Origin of the sequence: Marinomonas sp. (assembly GCF_039940335.1) — a bacterium.
Classification (GTDB): Bacteria; Pseudomonadota; Gammaproteobacteria; order Pseudomonadales; family Marinomonadaceae; genus Marinomonas.
In genome coordinates, this window is the sequence record NZ_JBDVGW010000002.1 from 136,824 (window position 1) to 156,635 (window position 19,812).

The 19,812-nt window shown below is 41.7% G+C and carries 20 protein-coding genes; 3 read left to right on the forward strand and 17 right to left on the reverse strand.

Annotation, left to right across the window (positions count from 1 at the left end; translation table 11 throughout):
* Positions 1-9 precede the first annotated feature (9 nt).
* The 5 genes from ABJF92_RS00570 to ABJF92_RS00590 form a co-directional block, all read right to left on the reverse strand.
* Positions 10-921, reverse strand: coding sequence for a LysR family transcriptional regulator (locus ABJF92_RS00570; RefSeq protein WP_446813910.1), 912 nt, complete (start codon positions 919-921; stop codon positions 10-12).
* Positions 922-1,290: 369 nt separating this feature from the next.
* Positions 1,291-2,769 carry an LA2681 family HEPN domain-containing protein gene (locus ABJF92_RS00575; protein ID WP_446813911.1) on the reverse strand — a complete coding sequence of 493 codons (1,479 nt, stop codon included), beginning with the start codon at positions 2,767-2,769 and terminating at the stop codon, positions 1,291-1,293.
* A 140-nt stretch (positions 2,770-2,909) separates the two neighbouring features.
* Entirely contained in the window at positions 2,910-3,527 is a 618-nt protein-coding gene (locus tag ABJF92_RS00580) for a hypothetical protein (RefSeq protein WP_446813912.1), read from the reverse strand.
* Position 3,528: 1 nt separating this feature from the next.
* Positions 3,529-4,560 (reverse strand): DUF262 domain-containing protein, encoded by a 1,032-nt coding sequence (locus tag ABJF92_RS00585; RefSeq protein WP_446813913.1) that lies wholly within the window; start codon positions 4,558-4,560, stop codon positions 3,529-3,531.
* 152 nt (positions 4,561-4,712) lie between these two features.
* Positions 4,713-5,252 carry a hypothetical protein gene (locus tag ABJF92_RS00590; RefSeq protein WP_446813914.1) on the reverse strand — a complete coding sequence of 180 codons (540 nt, stop codon included), beginning with the start codon at positions 5,250-5,252 and terminating at the stop codon, positions 4,713-4,715.
* A gap of 377 nt (positions 5,253-5,629) precedes the next feature.
* On the opposite strand from ABJF92_RS00590, the gene ABJF92_RS00595 reads away from it, so the two are divergent.
* A complete protein-coding gene (locus ABJF92_RS00595) occupies positions 5,630-5,743 on the forward strand; it encodes a phage integrase N-terminal SAM-like domain-containing protein (protein WP_446813954.1) in 114 nt (37 codons plus the stop codon).
* A gap of 24 nt (positions 5,744-5,767) precedes the next feature.
* On the opposite strand, the gene ABJF92_RS00600 is transcribed toward ABJF92_RS00595, so the two are convergent.
* The 8 genes from ABJF92_RS00600 to ABJF92_RS00635 all read right to left on the reverse strand — a co-directional run bounded on the left by ABJF92_RS00600 (position 5,768) and on the right by ABJF92_RS00635 (position 13,585).
* Positions 5,768-6,559 carry an ABC transporter ATP-binding protein gene (locus ABJF92_RS00600; protein ID WP_446813915.1) on the reverse strand — a complete coding sequence of 264 codons (792 nt, stop codon included), beginning with the start codon at positions 6,557-6,559 and terminating at the stop codon, positions 5,768-5,770.
* Positions 6,556-7,650 (reverse strand): FecCD family ABC transporter permease, encoded by a 1,095-nt coding sequence (locus ABJF92_RS00605; protein ID WP_446813916.1) that lies wholly within the window; start codon positions 7,648-7,650, stop codon positions 6,556-6,558. The genes ABJF92_RS00600 and ABJF92_RS00605 overlap by 4 nt, the downstream gene beginning before the upstream one ends.
* Before the next feature lie 114 nt (positions 7,651-7,764).
* Positions 7,765-8,901 carry an ABC transporter substrate-binding protein gene (locus tag ABJF92_RS00610; protein ID WP_446813917.1) on the reverse strand — a complete coding sequence of 379 codons (1,137 nt, stop codon included), beginning with the start codon at positions 8,899-8,901 and terminating at the stop codon, positions 7,765-7,767.
* A 267-nt stretch (positions 8,902-9,168) separates the two neighbouring features.
* Complete coding sequence (locus ABJF92_RS00615) at positions 9,169-10,155, reverse strand: XdhC family protein (RefSeq protein ID WP_446813918.1); 987 nt, start codon at positions 10,153-10,155, stop codon at positions 9,169-9,171.
* Between the two features lie 51 nt (positions 10,156-10,206).
* Positions 10,207-10,839, reverse strand: coding sequence for an N-carbamoylsarcosine amidohydrolase (locus ABJF92_RS00620; protein WP_446813919.1), 633 nt, complete (start codon positions 10,837-10,839; stop codon positions 10,207-10,209).
* Positions 10,840-10,853: 14 nt separating this feature from the next.
* Complete coding sequence (locus ABJF92_RS00625) at positions 10,854-11,606, reverse strand: maleate cis-trans isomerase family protein (protein ID WP_446813920.1); 753 nt, start codon at positions 11,604-11,606, stop codon at positions 10,854-10,856.
* 18 nt (positions 11,607-11,624) lie between these two features.
* Complete coding sequence (locus tag ABJF92_RS00630; protein ID WP_446813921.1) at positions 11,625-12,431, reverse strand: alpha/beta fold hydrolase; 807 nt, start codon at positions 12,429-12,431, stop codon at positions 11,625-11,627.
* Positions 12,432-12,439: 8 nt separating this feature from the next.
* Complete coding sequence (locus ABJF92_RS00635) at positions 12,440-13,585, reverse strand: FAD-dependent monooxygenase (RefSeq protein ID WP_446813922.1); 1,146 nt, start codon at positions 13,583-13,585, stop codon at positions 12,440-12,442.
* Between the two features lie 218 nt (positions 13,586-13,803).
* Between ABJF92_RS00635 and ABJF92_RS00640 the strand changes: the two genes are divergently transcribed.
* Entirely contained in the window at positions 13,804-14,835 is a 1,032-nt protein-coding gene (locus tag ABJF92_RS00640) for a 2,5-dihydroxypyridine 5,6-dioxygenase (RefSeq protein WP_446813923.1), read from the forward strand.
* A gap of 59 nt (positions 14,836-14,894) precedes the next feature.
* A complete protein-coding gene (gene pncA / locus ABJF92_RS00645) occupies positions 14,895-15,635 on the forward strand; it encodes a bifunctional nicotinamidase/pyrazinamidase (protein ID WP_446813924.1) in 741 nt (246 codons plus the stop codon).
* 106 nt (positions 15,636-15,741) lie between these two features.
* Here pncA and ABJF92_RS00650 read toward each other — a convergent pair whose 3' ends face one another.
* The 4 genes from ABJF92_RS00650 to ABJF92_RS00665 are packed head-to-tail and all read right to left on the reverse strand — an operon-like array spanning position 15,742 to position 19,771.
* The gene (locus tag ABJF92_RS00650) at positions 15,742-16,326 is read right to left on the reverse strand and encodes a nucleotidyltransferase family protein (protein WP_446813925.1); all 585 of its coding nucleotides are present in this window, start codon (positions 16,324-16,326) and stop codon (positions 15,742-15,744) included.
* A 41-nt stretch (positions 16,327-16,367) separates the two neighbouring features.
* A complete protein-coding gene (locus ABJF92_RS00655) occupies positions 16,368-17,081 on the reverse strand; it encodes an ABC transporter ATP-binding protein (RefSeq protein ID WP_446813926.1) in 714 nt (237 codons plus the stop codon).
* Between the two features lie 12 nt (positions 17,082-17,093).
* Positions 17,094-17,852, reverse strand: a complete 759-nt coding sequence (locus tag ABJF92_RS00660) for an ABC transporter ATP-binding protein (protein WP_446813927.1) — start codon at positions 17,850-17,852, stop codon at positions 17,094-17,096.
* Positions 17,849-19,771, reverse strand: a complete 1,923-nt coding sequence (locus ABJF92_RS00665; protein WP_446813928.1) for an ABC transporter permease — start codon at positions 19,769-19,771, stop codon at positions 17,849-17,851. The genes ABJF92_RS00660 and ABJF92_RS00665 overlap by 4 nt, the downstream gene beginning before the upstream one ends.
* Positions 19,772-19,812: the final 41 nt, after the last annotated feature.

Sequence of the window (19,812 nt, forward strand, 5' to 3'; positions counted from 1 at the left end):
CTCTAACTCTTAATGAGCCAAAAACGCCATTGTTTCCGATAGATGGTCTAGTAACGCTTGGGAGGCTAAGGTTAGAGGCCTATTCTCAATACTTAATACTCGTACTTTGGCTTGAGCAAAAAGATCACTCTTCATTGGAACAACAACAATGACTCCTTTTTCAATTTCTTCACGCACAGTTAACAAAGGCATAAAAGTAAGGCCTAACCCCGACATTACAAAATTCTTCAGTGCCGCAACAGAGTTCGTTTGAAGACGAGGCGTAAGTTTTAAATGATTAAGCTCTTCCGCCAACGCCACCAATCGACCCATACCTGTTGATTTGTCTAACAGCGCCATAGGATGTTCGGCAATTTCATGAAAAGTCACAGGTTCCTTGTGTTTCGTCAAAGGATGATTAGGGGGGGCTATAAGCTGCAACGGGTGATTTGTTTCTAAGTGACAATACAATTTAGGAGTATTAACAGAGGCATAAGTTAACGCAAAATCAATATGGTCTTCGTGCAGTAACTGAACAGCATCTTGCGCGCCAGCCATTTCTACTGAAAGTTGAATCCCTTTATTTTTTTCCAGAAAGGATTGCAGCGAAGAAGATATCAAATCACCAATAATACCTTCTCCTACAGCGATCCTGACCTCGCCCGTCCTTAGATTAAGTAGATCATTAATCCTAGATAAGGCAACCCGCTCACTGGCAGACATCTTGCGATAGTAAATTAGTAGTTCTTCACCTGCTGGGGTAATTGGGTTTCGATTATTGCTTCTGTCCCAAACCGGCAACATGAGATTATCTTCTAGCTGCGATAACAATCGACTAACAGCAGAAGGGTCAACATTTAGCCTTGCTGCAGCTTTTCTGAGCGTTTTATAACGGGCAATAGCATTAAGGTACTCTAGCGCCCTTGGTGTTATTTGATGCATAGATAGCCTTTAGATATATATTCACATTGAGAAGTAAAAAGGTTAAGCATGATATTCAACAACAATTCCCCGACTCTATAAGAGTTCAAAAAAAACCAACTGAACTTCCCAGAGTTCGCTAGACAGTAGAAACTTCTAAAAAATCCACCAAGTTTACAATTCTCGACAGTTTCTATATGTACATTAGGTGCTTTTGATATGAATCCAAACCAATTGCAACTCTAATAAAATACTCTTTATTACAAATTAAACATTCTGCATTCTGGCTAATGAACACTGGACTTCCTTATACAGTTGACGCCGCCAGGTTGCGGAGTCAGATTGCAGCTGCTTGTTATGGGCTTATCCCTAAGTGAAAACACTTAATTTTTACTCATAAAAGCGTTCAATTGGCGAAGATTGCATGGGAAAGGATACCTTTTCATTCTCTATATTCCTTATTTCCTCTTCCCTATGCATAGCAAGAGACAAATACACCAGGGCTTCTCTAGCCATTGACATGATTCTTAGAGTTTTCAATTGAAACTCATCAAGGCTTATATAGGAATGAATATCAGCATTTTTAGCGGGAGCATCGTAATCTTGCAAGCTCAAATACCTATGTTCGATTCGATTCCTTAAACCCGCTAACTCTTTTGCTTCCGGTAAGGCCACATCATCAAAGTCGTCATCAAAAAGATCTTTAGATAAATAGTAAAGCCCTCGTAGGGGCCAATTTTGGTTTCCTTCAAAGCAAGAGTAAAGTTCGAGTTTATTATTTTTCCTTTGCCCCCAGATTTTTCTAAAACTCACTGCATTTATTTTCAAACCAACGTTGTAATAATCGTTCAAGAAAAGTGCGACTTTATCAAATATCGAATATGCCAAACGAAAAGCTACCTTTAACTGTTCAATTCTATAGCTAAACTGAGCCCCATCGAAACCATTCATCAGAAGGACATCTTTGTCTGAGATGTGTTCGCTATAAAAATCAAGCGACTCAAAGAGCATAAAACGTGCAGTAACATACTCCTGCTTCATAATATTAAAATAATTGGGAAACCGAGCTTCCTCATTAATGTTATATGTATGACTTGGAAGGTGAAGAACGTCTTGAGCAGAAACTGAAAGTTTTGTCACATCGTTCAGTGATGATAAAAAAAGATTATTATCTAAACACCATGTTCGATATTCTACCTCTGCTTTGCTATTTCCAACTGGCCATTGGTTTAGATCGTAATCAAATCTATACTCGATTCTTTCTAGATGCTTTTCTGCGGTAAGGTAATTTTCCCTGAAATATTCTTGGGCTTCAGGGTGCAAACCACTGTCCCACAGCGCATCTTTTGAAATTGCCCCCTTGAGTTCATCAACAGCATGGGCAACCATAACGTCTCCATGTCCATAGTCATAAAGAGCACGAGCATAATGGATAAGGCCAACGCCTTTATTTCCAAGAGCCATAGCAAATTTAGGCATTAAGTTAAGTGCTGAATCCCAAGCTTTAATTGCCTCTATAAATCGTCCAAATTGATTAAGACTATTTCCAAGGTTTGTATAGACTTTACATTGAAATATATGATCCAAACTAGGAAATTCTGAATCAGCGATAGCTCTTCGCAAATTTAATATTTCTAGGACTTTTTCACTCTGCTGCCAACTCCAAGCGTATTCTGGCTCGTGAGATTTTAAAGAAGCTAGTGAACTATAAATATTTGCTTTATAGAAAAGAGCTATCGGTCTTAGGTGAGGATCTGCAGACTTGATCATAGAGTCACACTTTCCTACCAATATAGTTAAATCAGATACATTATTGTTCACCGCCGCAGAATCTATCTCTATACCAAGAAGATCTAAATCACTACTCATCTGAATCACTCATGCAAAAGATTAATTTTCCTGATTATTATTTCCCAAACCCAACTATAACGCTGACCCATAACGCCTTGCTTTGCGGAAATTTAGGAGCGCTAGCGAGTAAATTTTCCGTAGCAACTACTTGTTAGGCATTATTTAGTCAGCCTATCAGCTAATAAAAGGAAATAGTTTGATAATATGGTGAATATGAGGTCATGCGTATTTCTTCGCTTTTGAATTAATAAAGATGCCATTGATGGAGACATCTCGGCTATGTATGCCATTTGGTCTTTCACATACTTTTCAAACTTTGCCATAGCAGAAGGAGATCGGTGAGCTATAGCATTTCTTATAACTCGTAATTCAAACATTTTTTCAGGTGCTTCGCAGGATTTTTGAACCCTTGAGTTTTTCCTAAAATAATCATCAATGCGTTGCTGAAAAATTTTTGCGTCTAACCAATCAGTAAAATCTTTATCTCGATCTTTCCTATTTTTATTAATTTTTTTGAATGCTTCGTTAATATTTTTTGATGCTGGACCATGGGGCTTTATTTCATAATTCCCCCTAGTTTTTGCCTTGCACATGCAGCGAAGGAAATACTCTTCAATAAAACACTCCCAACTGACAACAAGACGGATAAAACACCCTTCTATATGAGTATCTCTCTCCAAGCTTTCTTGCTCACTTGACAGCCTAAGAACAATACGATTAATATTTTGGATTTCCTTATCGAAATTTTCATACGTTGCCTTTAATGAATACGCCATATTAAAATACCAACTTAGCTATTTCCTCATGCCTAAAGCGCCTTTGTGCAACATTACCGGTACTTTGTTTAAACTGGGATTTTAGTACTGGATCAAAATTTGTCTGTACATACTGCACGCAAAACTCTTCCATTTTTTCCAATGTTTTATCAATGTCAGTTTTCCCGGTTTTTTCATTTTCCCTACCTTCAAAGCCATAAAGTCGAGCATAAACAACTAAAAAAAGTGAATAGAACATGAATTTTGGTTTGAATACATGTCTTATATGTTTTGATTCGAATAGAGTACCAATTACAGTAAGCGTTTTATTAAAGTGTTCGTTAATTTGGTGTTTCAAAGGAAATTCATCGTCAAACTCTTTATACATCTTTTCAATCAGCTTCGAGCTAGCTGACTTTGTGCCATAAATAATCGTACATAAAATGTCAGAAACAAGGGAAGCATCTGCCATTCTAGCTATTACAGCTGGTGTAAGTATTTTAAACTCTACCCAAAACGTGTTGTATTCAGATGCCAGCTCATAAATTAGAGTTTTAATCTCTCCTGCGTAAACAGAATTTAGCTTCTCTTGGCTGTTTAGAGGCAAACTAAAGGAATTCAAACGTGAGAAGATTGAAATTATATCGCTATCTGAAGCCCCTCTAATTGATATAAATGACACCTCAAAGTCTTCAACCATTAATTGCTCTTCGGCAGGCAGCTCTCTAAAATTACAGCCGTAAAATTCTTCATCATAAATATTTTTAGATAGCAAAAACTCATTTCTGTAAAATTCTACTATTGTGGAGATCCTTTGCTGCCCATCAATAATTTCCTTTTTTCTCTTACCACTATCGTCAACGTAATCCCTTAAGTAGATTGGTGGAAGCGGAAAATTATTGAGAATCGTATCCATTAAGGCCGTTTTAGCATTAACAGGCCAGGCTGTTCTTCGGCGTTGATATTTTGGTTGAATAGATAATTCTCCACTCTCTAAAAGCCTTGCAATATCAAGAATGCTGTACATCCTTTGAGATAGTTGTATTTTTGCCATTATTTTTCCTTTTTAATATCTTATGTCGACTATTACCGTCACTCTTAATATTTTCACCGCTGCCTAACGCCTAATTAACAGGAAAAACTTGTTGGCTAAAAGAAGCGAGAAGGAGCAAAAGCCAACTATTTTTGCCCTTTTTTAATTTCTTGTTATGTTTTATTTTCGCAAGTTAATAATTTCATAAACAATACCTTAGAAAAATCTTTTCCAAACTGTTCAATATCCTCTGGACCTCCATAAGGAAACTCTTCATTTGATTGCTCTTTAAGGTAACAATGAAGCGCAACAGCGCTATCATGAGCAATATCAAAAAATGGAACCGCTGGATGTTTATAATTAGGGTCAAAGTGAACTACCCACTTGTTTCTAAAGCTAACTATTTTTTCTTGATATTCAGAGAATTCCTCTTGCGTTTTACCAATTGATTTAAAGAGATAACTACGAAAATGAGCATGGTTTTTTACAACTTTTTTCCAATGACATTCTTCTTTATGGGAACCAAATATCTTGCACCAATTTATGACTGTGTCATATAACAGAACATTATTTAAATGTGTAAAAGGGTTCAAGTCCTTATACGAACGATCTAAGTCATCACATTTATCTTCAATAACTAAAAATGAATGATACGAACGAAAAAATGCGTTTAACCATTCAAATCTGCTTTGTATTTCATGAAATTTTGGCAAACACTACTCCTTGAAAAATAACATTTTAATAGTGCGTATGCGCATTTACACTTCTTAAAAATCTTCTGGATATCTCTATAACCAACTGACTTTAAAGTATTTTATAAAGAAAATCACAAAAATTAAAACGAGCAAAACGAGCGTGTGTGTTATTCCTTTTATCCACAGCACATTATTTAGACACATAAAAAACTTATTATTTGATACTAAAAGACTTTTTGGTTATTGGCCAGTGCAAGTACGCAAACCCATGACTATTTTTTTTGGAAAAACAAGCAAAGAACGAATAACTTCCAAAATAAACTGTATATTCACACAGATTTTTACTTCATATCCACAAGGCGTGTGCGACGTCTTCAAGCCCTTTTGTTAACTCTATACGCAATGAACTTCGGTTACGTGGTTACAGCCTTAAAACTGAAAAGTCATATTTAAACTGGATTAAGTACTTCATACGTTTCCACCAGCTTAAGTCTTTAGATATTGAATAAGGCGCTTAAGCGCCTTATTCATGTTCACGCATACGCCGATTGAGGTGTGAGTAATTCAGCATCTAGGTATAACTGACCTTTACGGGTTTCTTCCAACGTTGTTCGTACATTGTAAGCCTGTCCAAGCTCTGGCATGGCTAACACCTTGTGAGCATCGCCTTGGGTTTGAATAACGCCTTTATCCAGCAATATTATTTGGTCGCAAAACTTCGCAGCCAGATTCACATCATGCAATGCAGCAACGGTGATAAACCCTCTTTCTACTGTCAATTTTTTAATGACACTTAAAATAGAAAGTTGATGATGCAAATCTAGGGCACTCGTCGGCTCATCTAATAAGATAACCTTGGGTTTTACCACCAATATACGCGCTAGCGCCACCAGCTGTTTTTGCCCACCACTTAGTTCGCTAATACTTCGCTCTGAAAGGTGTCCGATATTAAGTAAAGAGAGCACATGCGCTACTTCTTGGATATCCGCATGTTTCACCCGCCAGCCTGTTTTTTGTTTTAGTGATACCAGAACAGATTCGAAAACAGAAAGCGCTAAGCTGCTATAAAAAGATTGAGGTAAATAAATAATGTCTCGTGACCGTTGCATCTTGGAACATGTGTTGAGATTTTTCTCCTCCAGAATCACCTCACCTGACTGGGCTTTGATTAAACCTGAAATTGACTTAAACAAAGTAGATTTACCCGCTGCATTAGGACCCAGCAAGGCGGTAAAACTTCCCTGCTCTAAAGGTGCCACATTTAAGTCATTAAGTACCAAGTGAGCACCATAACTGACGGTTAAGTTTTGAACAGATAAACTCATAATGCTTGCTCCTTAGAATGTCTTAGGATGATGGTCAAAAAGACAGGAACACCGATCAAGGCGGTAATAATTCCGATAGGGTATATAATGCCCGGCGTGATGGCTTTACTAACGATAGACGTCACACTTAGCATTAATGCGCCTAATAGTGCAGCAAGAGGAACAAAGTATCGTTGGTTTTCACCAACTAACAGACGCGCAATATGTGGCCCAACTAAACCAACAAAACCAATGGTTCCGACAAAAGCCACGGCAGTAGCCGCCAATAAAGAAATACAAATAAGAATTTCGATACGCAATCGAGGAATATCAACGCCCATACTTAACGCACTTTCCTCTCCTAGCCTCAGCGCTGTTAATTGCCAAGTTCGCATCATACAAAAAGGCAGAACAATCGTTAATAAAATCGCTCCCCATGATATTTGTGCCCAACTAGCACGGTTTAATGAGCCCAACATCCAAAAGACAATACGCTGTAATTGGGTTTCAGAAGCACCATATTGCATAATGGCTAATAACGCATTAAAGGCAAAAAAGATCGCGATACCAAAGAGTATGATTGTTTGCGTACCGACACCTTTTAAACGCATTAATAATAAAAGAACTCCGCACGTTCCTAAGGCAAAAATAAAGGCATTTAAAGTCACCAAAAGGGACCCTACGTTAGCCGCAAAGCCCACTCCACTAACAATCGCAAGCGCCGCACCAAAACTTGCAGCAGAAGAAACACCTAAAGTAAAAGGTTCTGCTAATGGGTTATTTAATAACGTTTGCATTAATGCGCCCGCGACACCTAACATCGCTCCGACTAACACAGCTGTAACCGCTACAGGCAAGCGATAATCCCAAATAATAACTTCTAACTTAATGCCGTGAGATTCTCGATTCATTAATACTTCAAGCACCGTACCAAGAGAAAAGTTCCCTGGACCAATGCTTACATCCACAATCAAGCTAACCATTAATAGCAGTACAATTAGACTCAGCATTTGAATTTTTTTACTTTCACTGGCCATAAAACCATTAACCAAATCATCTTGTTTTTTTAAAATGACCTGCCCATCATTGGGCATTGTTACACTATTACTCATACAACTTACCTACTTCACACGGATACCAGACGCAACAAAAAATACCCTTTCACTCAGGCTCTTTAATACAAAGTCGAGCTGAGCGAAGAGGGTATTATGAGTGGTTAAAATGGACTATTTCAGCTTCTGCCAAAAGACACCGCTGTAATCAATTGGTAAAAATCGATCATGCAATTCAATGAAGTTCGCTTCGGTATCCAATGCTTTAAAGTCTTCTGGGTAAAACCATTTAGCAAAGGTTTGTAAGGCAATAAAGTGATAAGGACTGTTGTAGAACTGATGATAAATAGAATAGAAATGTTTGGATTTAACGGCTTCTAATTCAGGCCAGCCTTTACGGTCGGCTAAGGCTTTTAAACGCGTTTGAGCAAGCTCTTGAGTTGCCTCATAACCCAAAAGTACCGCTTGGGTATTAGGGTTAGCTTCAGACCAGTTGGCACCCGTACCAATGATGTAATCCAGTTTGTCGCTAAAAATAACTTCTGGATTAACATTACCACTATAACCTGGGAATTTTCGGCTTCCCCAGTTTATACCGCCAGCTTCGTCAACCAAACGTCCTAAATTTGCGGCACCAAAAGTACTACAGCATTTGTCCGGATTGTAACCAGCGGCTCGGTCAATGAATACAACGGGGCGTTCTTCTGGTTTTTTCGTTAAAACCACAGCGTTCACCAAACGCATCTGCTCCACGTAATAATCAATGAACTCATTGGCCGCCTTCTCACGATTTAACACTTTCCCTAGCATTAACAAGCTTGGCACTGTGTTTTGGGTTGGGCGTTGTCGAAAGTCTACAAACACCACTTTGATACCCGCTTTTTCAAGCTTAGTAAGCAATCCACTTTCTTGTGCTTTGAGTAAATTACCTAGATTCAGGATAAACAAATCCGTATCAAGAGTAATAATCTTTTCTAGGCTGAAATCCCCCGTGTAAGGACTACCAAGATTTTCAATGTCGGCAATCTTTGGGAATACCTTAAGATATTTACGGTATGCGTCGGGATCGTATTGGATTAAATCGTCTTTCCAACCTACAACTCTACCAAGCGGATCTTGCTTATCAAGCAGCGCTAAACTGTAAGTTAAACGCCCTTCACCTAAAACAATATTCTCTATTTTATCTGGGTCTAAGCTGACTTTTCGACCAGCCATATCCGTGACTTGAATGATGTCAGCTGAGGCACTAAACGCAGTAGCGAATAACGCTGGCGCTAAAAGTTTTTTTATTATCGAACGATTTAATCTCATCACTTTCTTCCTTCATTGGGTGAGTTCGAAGGAGATTCTACGGATTTGAATTCAACCTGTAAATGTAAATGATAACTATATTCATTTATATTTATAAATTGCATACTCTGAGAATGATGAGCGCCTTCTGCTTTAGCCCCTCTATCGGCATTAAGCCTCTTGAATACGAATATTCACAGGAGCCATAGGGCTCTTAACCAAATGAGTGAAAGTTTTTTTAACATGTATTATTGATAGGGATATGTCTATGGCGCTTGACAACCAAGTCTATGTGACGAGCGGTGTAGCGCCTTTTTGAACTCTTACAATATCTGCCATGACGGCTAGGGCAATTTCTGCTGGGGTTTTACTGCCGAGGTTAAGCCCGATTGGCATGTGTATCCGAGCCAAAGCCTCGCCAGACAGTCCACCAATACGCTTCAGTCTTTCAGCTCGCTTTTCAGATGTGCGCTTAGAGCCCATCACACCAATATAAAAAGCAGACGTTTTAACCGCATCGATCATGGCCAAATCATCAATTCGAGGGTCATGAGTTAACGCGACAATAGCCGTATTGGCATGAACATTATTCGCCTGGTAAATAAAGTCCGCAGGAAAGCTTGGCTCAACCCTTACGCCTTCGACAGCAAAGTCAATTAAGCTGTCTTCACGATGTTCACATAGGATCACTTCATACCCTAACATCTTGGCATATTGGGCACAAAAGACAGCAACGGTTGAGAAACCTGCAATAATCAAGCGGCTTGTCGGTCCATAACAAACCGTGACTTGCTGCTTAGTTTCATCATATTCAACTGTTGAAGCGGGAAGGGTTGTGTCGCTTAATTCGCGTTTCTGGCGTGATAAATCAATGTATCGAACAATGTTTTGCTGGCCTAATAGGCTTTCCAGCAAAGTACTAAAATGCTGTAGACTGTCTTCATTGCACGGAAACCGTTCCACTAAAACATCCAGTTGCCCACCGCAAGGCAAAGCAACTGTCGCCTTTTTAGCATCACTTGCTTGTACCCCATAGCGGAGGATTTGACTAAAACAAGTGAACTCCCCTTCTTTTAGTCTCAACAAGAAATCGTCTTCAACGCACCCTCCAGAGAGTGATCCAATAAAATCACCTTGTTCACAAGCCGCCATCATAGCACCAGGCTCTCGTGGCGAGGAGCCAAAGGTTCTGAGCACAGTGCATAGCCACACACTGTGCCCTTTTTTCGACCATTTTAGTGCTTGCTCAATCACTTGTAGATCAAGATGTTGCAATTAAATCCCCTAATGAAAGCACAGTGATTGCACTCACGTTTAACCAAGGCGCTATACGTCTACGCGTTGAAAGTAATCAATTACCTCATCACGCATAACAACATCGCCATATTTACTATCGATATCAAAAAGGTTCGCTTCGTGAGGTTCTGGGTGTCTATCCCCTACACAATCTCTCACCACAATAGTTCTAAAACCATACTGCATAGCATCAACTGCTGAAGCCCGAATACAGCCACTCGTCGAACAACCAATGAGAATAACTGTATCAATGCCAAGAGCCGTTAGCGTAGCAGCAAGACTGGTGCCAAAAAAAGCACTCGCGTACTGTTTCGTTAACACTAACTCACTATCATTAGGCGCCACTTGCGGACAAAACTCCGCAAACGTATTTCCCTTCACCATGGCCTTCATGACCGGGGCTTTTTTTAACCACACTCCGCCATCGACAAAGCTGGGATGATAGAGAATGTTGGTGTGAATGACAGGGATATTTTTGCTTCGTGCAACCTCCAATAAGGCCGGAGATCGATCAACGGCCTTTACAACACCTTCGGCATAAAGTGGAGAGGTTGTATCAGTATAACCTTTCATAAAATCGACAGAAATCAAGGCGGGCTTTTCGCCAAAACCAATCCTTGAGTCCCAGACACCTTCATAATTGTTTTTCAAATTACTCGCCATAACCTACCCTCTCCTTAGTAAGCACCCGATAGCAAAGCACCGGCACCGGGCACAACCGTATCAAGCTCAAGCGCTTTTAGCATGGCATATGTGGTGGCGACCGCTGCCGTCACAACAGGCTTACCTGTTAATGCCTCAACTTTCGCAATCGCACCTAGTGACGGCATTTGGACACAAGCAGACAGTACGATGACATCAACATCGGAGTAATCTAACTGGGCAACAATATCGGGTAATTTATTAAAGTCGTGTCGACCAACATCAAGGTTATCGGCTATTTCAAGGGCGATATGATCTACCACCTCAAACCCTTCTTCGGCAATATAATTAACGACCATCTCTGTTAACGGTTTCATGTAGGGAGCAACCAGTGCAATACGTTTTGCCTTCATTACATGTAATGCATCTACGAGTGCACCAGCACTGGTGATAACCGGCGCGTCCCCGCCATTATTTTTGGTGTGTGTGGTTAATCTTTTTTCAGACTCACGATGGTAGCCAACACCCATCGCCATAATAGCCACTAGGCAAGCGTACCCAAGCACATCCACCCTAGCATCACTCAATTCAACCGCACATCGATCGGACTCGGCATCCATAGCGGCCAATTCTTCTTTTACGACTTTTTTCATTCTCATTCGGCTTGAATGGAAAGTGAATCTTTGCCCAGGGAAAAGGCTCTGTCTTGCCATCAACATAGCGGGGATTTCTGTTTCCATAGTTGTGTTAGAACTCGGAACTATTTGACCAATTCGATAAGTATTCATGACTGCATCCTTGTTTAATTAAATAACATCCGCGCTGGACAGTGCCGCAAAGAAACCGTCGAAATCATCCCACGGAATCATATGCCCAGCGTCCACAACGTGCTGCACATTAACGTCAGGGATAAGTTCAACAATTTCTTTTTCATCGTCAGGCATGATCACTCCCCCTTTCCCTGCAACCATCAAAACAACGGGAACCGTTATAGAGGACAAGTCTTGATGAAAGTCATCTTCATGAAAATCTTGGAAAGACTTCACAATGGCAGGCTCATAACATGTGTGTAGCCACTGAGCTCGAAGTTGACGCTGCTCATGGGTCCAAGTTGGGCAGAAATCCAACATATCTTCTGCACTCATACCTAGATTAGAACGTCGAATAGAGTCGACATACCAAGGTAATTTACTAGGGTAGTCTCTTCGATTTGGCCCAGACACTGGAGGGTCCACTAACACCGCTTTGCTGACACCTTGCAATCCGCGCGCAAGCGCTCTGGTGATAAAACGCGCGCCCATTGAATGACCAAGAACAACAAAATCCTTTAACCCTAATGCTTTTGACAAGGCTACGATGTCATCTGCACACGTATCAGGGTCATAGGAAAGGTCTCCACCTGTCGACGACAAGCCTCGTCCTCTAACGTCCACGACATAGGTTTCAAAATATTCTGAAAGCTGTTCTGCAACAAACCCCCAAGTGACGGCCGGACTGGTAATTCCAGGAATAAGTAACAAGGCTGGCTGAGGTTTTCCCCCTTTACCGTATTTCAGATAATGTTGACGTATACCATTAGCATTAACATGTGCGCCATATTGAAAATTGCTCATATATCCTCCTAGTTAGTCGCATCTTTAAGCGGGGCATTGTATAGGTCGTATCCAAAGCACCAAGCTGGGTCCTCTTGAGTACGAAGCCAGGTATTGGCATTTGAAGTGCTTTGAACGCGGGTTGCTCTTTCTTTACGATTTGCCTCATAAAGAGCAAAAGCTGTAGTAAAGTCAGACAAGCCGACCTCTTCAATACATCTAACCAACATAGCTGCATCCTCAATCGCCATTGCAGCCCCTTGTGCCATATGAGGTTTCATCGGGTGACATGCATCGCCCAATAACACCATACGATTTCTACGCCATAGAGGAAGAGGATTACGATTTTTAAGAGGCCATTTGGTGACTTCGGATGTTGCATCAATTAAAGCTTGAACTGTGCCGTGGTAACCGTCGAACGCTTCGCGCATTTCTTCCTGACTACTCGGTAAGAAGGAAGCGTCACTACTCCAGTCAGGGTCCGGCACACCCGTCACATAATAATATTCATCTCGGCGGCCAGTAGTGAAATACACCATCATATGACGATCTTCTGTCCACCATTTAATACAGTCTTCAAAGTTATGATCAAACTTGGCAAGCTGCTCACCTGTAATAAGAGCTCGATGGGCAATCCAACCACTGTAGGTTGGCTTTTCTTTGCCTAGCAAATTTTCTCTCACCATAGAGTTGATGCCGTCTGCACCAATAACAAAGTCAGCCTTCGCTTCGGAACCGTCGGCAAATTTCATTAACACTTCTTCACCGGTGTCTTCAATATGCTCAAGGTGCTTATTAAAAACAACGTCTTCACTATTAAGTGGTGACAGCATGACATCGTGCAAATCCCCCCTATGAACAGTGACGTAGGCTGCACCGTACTCTTTTAAAGCATATTCACCTAACGGAATACGTGACATATAGTCTCCAGTAATACCATCTCGGCTAAACCAATAATCAGGATGGGAGGACATCAAGCTCACTTTTTCTTCAATACCCATTTTCCTAAAAATCTTCATTACGTTTGGCCCCATGTGAATACCGGCCCCTAAACGTGAAAAATGAGGCGCCCTTTCATACACGGTGACATTGAAACCTGCCTGCTTTAATAGAACAGCGACGGCCGCACCACCTAAACCAGCACCAATAACCGCGAAGTTTTTTTTATCTTTCATCAAGACCTCTCATGAATATATATAATTTATAACGTACACACTATAAATTCCTATGCAAAAGAAAGGCCATTAGTTGAAATAGTGGCCTATTAGTTGCTTTACATAGGGAGAGAACCGAAAAACACACTATTATCTTTAAAGTGTATGCACTATAAATATTCATTTTTAAGACCATGCACTTCATTAGGTCTTAAGTTAAAACAAAGAGGAGCACCAAAATGCCCGTTAGTGATAATCAATTGGTCGAAATGTTCGAACATGTACTCACACTATCTAAGGTAAAACCTTCTGAAAGTGTCGCAATCTTAAAAAGTCACTACTCAAACCCTAGAATTGTTCAAGCAGCCTTTAATGCAGCGCAACGATTAGGAGCGAGCGTTTATGGCGTTGAACTGCCAGCTCTAAATCCTCCCAAGGCAATGGGGAATGACATGACCGCCTATTGTGGCGACACGCCCTTAACAGGCAATAAAGCGGCACAAACCGCACTGGAAGCTGCGGACCTTATCGTTGACACAATGATGTTGCTTCATTCACCAGAGCAAGAACAAATCCTTAAAACAGGCACTCGCATCTTATTGGCGGTTGAACCCCCTGAAGTGCTTGCTCGAATGCTGCCAAACCTAGAAGACAAAGAACGTGTTATGACAGCCGAAAAGGTATTGAAAAATGCCAAAGTCATGCGGGTCACTTCGGAGGCTGGTAGCGACCTAACCATGGCATTAGGTCAGTACCCTACGGTAACGGAATATGGTTTCGCGGATGAACCTGGACGATGGGACCATTGGCCGAGTGGCTTTTTGTTCAGTTGGCCTAACGAAACAACGGCCAACGGCACCTTGGTCATTGATAAAGGCGATATCTTGCTCCCTTTCAAAATTTATTGTCGTGAAGCCATTAACCTCACCATAAAAGACGGCTTTATTACGGATATCGAAGGTGGCTTTGAAGCAGAATATTTACGCGAATACATGGCGTACTTTAACGATCCAGAAGTCTATGGTATTTCCCATGTGGGCTGGGGCTTACAACCTAGAGCACAATGGACGGCGATGGGCCTACACGACAAAAATGATGGCATGTGTATGGATGCTAGAGCGTTCGATGGCAACTTCTTGTTTTCAACAGGCCCTAATACTGAAGTTGGAGGGACACGGAAAACCCCTTGCCATATGGATATCCCACTAAGGAACTGTACGGTAGAGGTAGATGGACAAGTGGTTGTGAATAAGGGTGAAGTGGTTTCTTAATGACTACAGCTAATTTAGCAAACTGATTTAATTATGAATACATCAATAAGGAGACTATCATGTCAGATATTACGAGAAGAGATTCATTACGTTTATTAGCAGGAGGAGCTGCCTTAATGGGCTTAGGCGGAGCAACCATTAGCCAAAACTTAATGGCCGAAACATTAGATGCGGATGGCAATGAAAAAAGTGCACTTATCGTTGTGGATGTGCAAAATGATTTTGTACCGGGTGGCTCATTAGCCGTTGGAGGTGGCCATGAAGTCGTGCCTATTATCAACGCATTAAGCAAGCACTTTAAAAATGTTGTGATAACACAAGACTGGCATAACCCAGGTCATGCATCTTTCGCGTCCAGTTATCCAGGCAAAAAACCATTCGAAACAACCGAATTATTTTACGGCACGCAAGTGCTATGGCCAGACCATTGCGTACAAGGCACAAAAGGAGCGGAACTCGTTGATGGTTTAGACATACCTCACGCGCAATTGATTATTCGTAAAGGCTTCCATCCTGATATCGATAGTTACTCTGGTTTTTTTGAGGCGGATCAAAAGACCCCAACAGGGCTACAAAACTATCTAAAAGAGCGCGGTATTACGACACTGTATGTGGTCGGTTTGGCCACCGATTTTTGCGTAGCATGGACCGCAATGGACGGTGTTAAGTCTGGCTTTACGGTCTCTGTTATTGAAGATGCGACCCGAGCAATTGACTTAAATGGCTCGCTTGCTAACGCCTGGAATGCCATGGAGACAAAAGGCGTTGCACGTATTCAGTCTTCCAAAGTTCTCGCATAACAGACCTTAACGCAAGAAATAATATACGCTCTCTTCTGTACACCCTAAACACCAAATCAGTACAGAAGGGAGCCACTTTATAGACGATTAAGTGTACGAGACAGCTCTACGTTTTGTTTTGCCATAATGAAACCGCGTCAGGCGTATCTAAATCCATAACCACCCCGCTATCATTAACCTCTACTAATTCCACCAGCGGCCCTAAGCCTTTTAACGCTTGTTTCCCACCTTCATCTGCGGTTAAATTTTTAAATAAGTCCCATAAATCACGACCGATCCAAACAGGATGTCCTGGCAATCCTTTGTATGTAGGTCGAACCACTTTTGCTCTATTAGCTCTTTGCTCTAATCTACTCATGGTCTGGGGCCCTATTGCCGGCATATCGGCGAGATAAATACCTAACGCTGTCACTTCCGAAGATGGGTCTTTTTCTAAACGATGGGCAATTAAATCACTCAAACTGGCACCTAAGCCATTAACGGCATGCGCTGCTGTAACTAACGTGGCGTTGATCGGCAATAGTGGTAGAAAGTCTTTATGATGGTCTGTTGTAGACAACACGAGAGAAAGGTCTGAGTTAGGGTGTGCTAAAGAGATGTTTTTGATGGTTGTTTCAAGAATTGTGGCGCCATTAGGGAGGATATAAAAACGTTTGTCGGAACCAAATCGACTTGAAGTACCTGCCGCCATAATAGCGACAGGCTTCCTTTCATGGCGATTCGTCTTCACGCTTAAACAGATAAATAGTTCGATTGTACGCTGGTATCATTTGCCAGCTCATCCATAGTGCCTTCGTAACAGATATGTCCGTTTTCCAACACATAGACTCGATCACTAACCAAGTTAGCAAACTGTAAGTTTTGCTCCGACAGAAGAATGGAAAGTCCTTGTTTCTTTAACGCCAGAATCATATTTGCCATTTGTTCCACAATCACCGGCGCTACCCCTTCTGAAGGCTCATCTAATAACACCAAATATGGATTTCCCATGAGTGTACGAGAAACAGTCAACATCTGCTGTTCACCACCACTCATTTGACCACCTGGACGATTTGGCATTTCACCTAAGTTAGGGAATAAGTCAAATAGCTTTTCAGGCGTCCAATAAGGTGTGTCATCACGCTCAGGCTGTGCACCTACTTCTAGGTTTTCGGTTACAGTTAGTTCTGTAAATACACGACGGTCTTCTGGTACAAAGCCCATACCGAGTTTAGAAATAGCATGCGGGGAGCTTTTCGAAATAGTTTCCCCCATGAAATTCACATTGCCTTTGGTGTTTGAGAGCATCCCCATGACGGCCTTCATTGTCGTTGACTTACCAGCACCATTACGGCCCATTAACGCCACGACTTCACCACGTCCAACTTTTAAATTTACATCAAATAAAATATGAGCTCGACCATAAAAAGCATTTAAGTCGCTAACATCTAATATAGTTTCTTGCATACATCACCTGTATTAAGCTGCTTCGAATGATTTACCGCTACCAAAATAAACTTCACGAACTTTTTCATCGTTTCTAATGTCATCTGCGCTGCCATCGGCAATGAGTTCACCGCGAGCGAACACAATCATGCGGTCGGCATGTTCGAATACCACATCCATACTGTGTTCCGTGAAGAGCACAGAAAGGTTGCGATCCACTACCATTTTTTTAACCAGGGTCACCAATTGGTTTCTCTCTTTAGGTGCCATGCCAGCAGTGGGTTCATCCATAAGAAGCAGTTTAGGGTCATGAGCGAGTGCCATCGCCAACTCAACACGCTTTACGTCGCCATAGGCAAGTACACTACAAGCACGATGCGCTTGATCGGCCATACCAACTTGCTCCAATAATTGCATCGCTTCTTCTTTGTAATAAGATGACGCTGGTGACCACCAACGATGCAGTTTTTTGTAACGCGACAACAACACCATTTGTAGATTTTCTAAGACAGTCAATGATCCAAACGTTGCCGAAATTTGAAACGTTCGGCCAACGCCCGCATTCCATATTTGTCTAGGATGGCGACCTATTAGCTCAACACCTTCTAATTGAATCGAGCCTGCATCAGGTTTAATTTGACCGTTTAGCATATTAAAACAGGTTGATTTGCCTGCACCATTTGGACCAAGTAAAGCTAACAGCTGACCTCTTGGAAGTTCAAAAGAGACATTATTAATGGCCTTAACTCCACCAAAAGACTTACTTATCCCATCTACTTTCAACAAGCTCATAACGCGCCCCCTCTTTTCTTAGCCTTTGGTAGTTGACGTTGTTTTACCCATTGCCAAAGGTGCCCTAAGCTTCCAACAATACCGGCTGGGAACAGTAGAACTATCATCAAAATAATCATCCCTAAAACGGCTTTCCAATAATCTGTTTCTCGTGCGACCGCATCATGTAACCAAGTAAAGATACTCGCTCCTACAATCGGTCCTAACAAAGTCTGAACACCACCCAATAGCACCATTACAAGACCATCGATAGATCGTGCTACCCCGATGGCTTCAGGCGAGATACCACCTTTTGAAAAGACATAGACAGCCCCCGCGATACCTCCAAACAATCCAGCCACAACGAACGCGGCCCATTGAATACGCTTTACATCGATGCCTATTGCGTCTGCACGCAATGAAGAATCTCGTGCTGCACGCAGCGCCAAGCCAAAAGGTGCAAATAGAATGCGTCTTAAAACCAGTACACCGGCTAAAACAATCGCTAAAGTTAGGTAATACAGCGCTGTCGAACTGGACAGCCAATCAGAAGGCCAAACACCAAAAATGCCGTTACTTCCTCCTGTTACAGCGTCCCATTGATATACGATAGACCAAACAATTTGCGCAAATGCAAACGTCAGCATCGCTAAATACACGCCACTTAAACGTACAGAGAACCACCCAAAAACGATGGCTCCCAAAACAGCAAGCAGTGGCCCAACGATCAACGCCAGCTCCATTGGTAGTTTCCAATTTACAACCAGTAACGCTGCGCCGTAGGCACCTAGTCCAAAGTAAGCCGCATGGCCGAAAGAATGCATCCCCCCTGGCCCCATTACAAAATGCAAGCTGGCAGCAAACAACACGGCAATCAAAATTTCGACAAGAATAATTTCAGCGTATGGAAAGCTGTCTTGAAAGACTGGAATCAATACCAACAAAGCCACTAAGCCGACGGCAACCTTTCTTAAAATAGGTGATGACGGTTTCAATGGAATTTCAGCAGCGTAATCATTACGCGCTTCGGCTGGTGGCTTACCAAGCAATCCCCACGGGCGGATCACTAAAACGATAGCCATTACTAGAAACTCAACCACTAAGGTTAATTTAGACATCGAAAATGACATTCCGAAAACATCAATTGTGCCAAGTGCTATGCATAACGCTTTAATAACCGAGATCAATAATGCAGCAAGAAAGGCCCCAGGAATAGATCCCATACCGCCCACCACAACCACGACAAATGCGGTGCCTACTGACTCTAAATCCAAGGCTAAGTTAGCCGGTATTCTAGGCTCTTGAAGCGCACCACCTAATCCTGCTAAAAAACACCCTAGCGCAAAAACACTGGTAAACAGCCACGCTTGGTTAACACCTAATGCAGACACCATTTCTCGGTCTTGTGTTGCTGCACGTATTAACACTCCCCAGCGTGTTTTATTTAACAACAACCAGAGTGCCCCTAACACTGCAGGCCCAATGACGATCATCACCAAGTTATATTGAGGAAAGTTGCGGCCTAAAATTTCAACAGAGCCTGTCAAACCTGGAGCACGAGGGCCAAATAGATCTTCTGGTCCCCATATAGATAAAACAACGTCTTGTAGAATTAACACCAATGAAAAAGTAGCAAGCAGTTGGAAAAGCTCTGGAGCTCGATAGACGCGCCGTAAAATCACAATTTCAATCAAGGCACCCAACAAGGCGACTATCAACGAAGACAAAACAATCGCTGCCCAAAAGCCGCCTACCGTGTCTCCGATATAACTGACCATGCTGTAAGAAACGTATACGCCCAACATATAAAAAGAACCGTGGGCAAAATTCATAATTCGTGTCACACCGAAAATAAGTGACAAACCTGAAGCAACCAAAAACAGTGATGAGGCATCAACCAAACCGTTTAACAGCTGCACCAAAAAGCCTGACAAGGTCATATTGTTTTCCTTCTACACCTTTTAATTGATTTCAAAAAAGG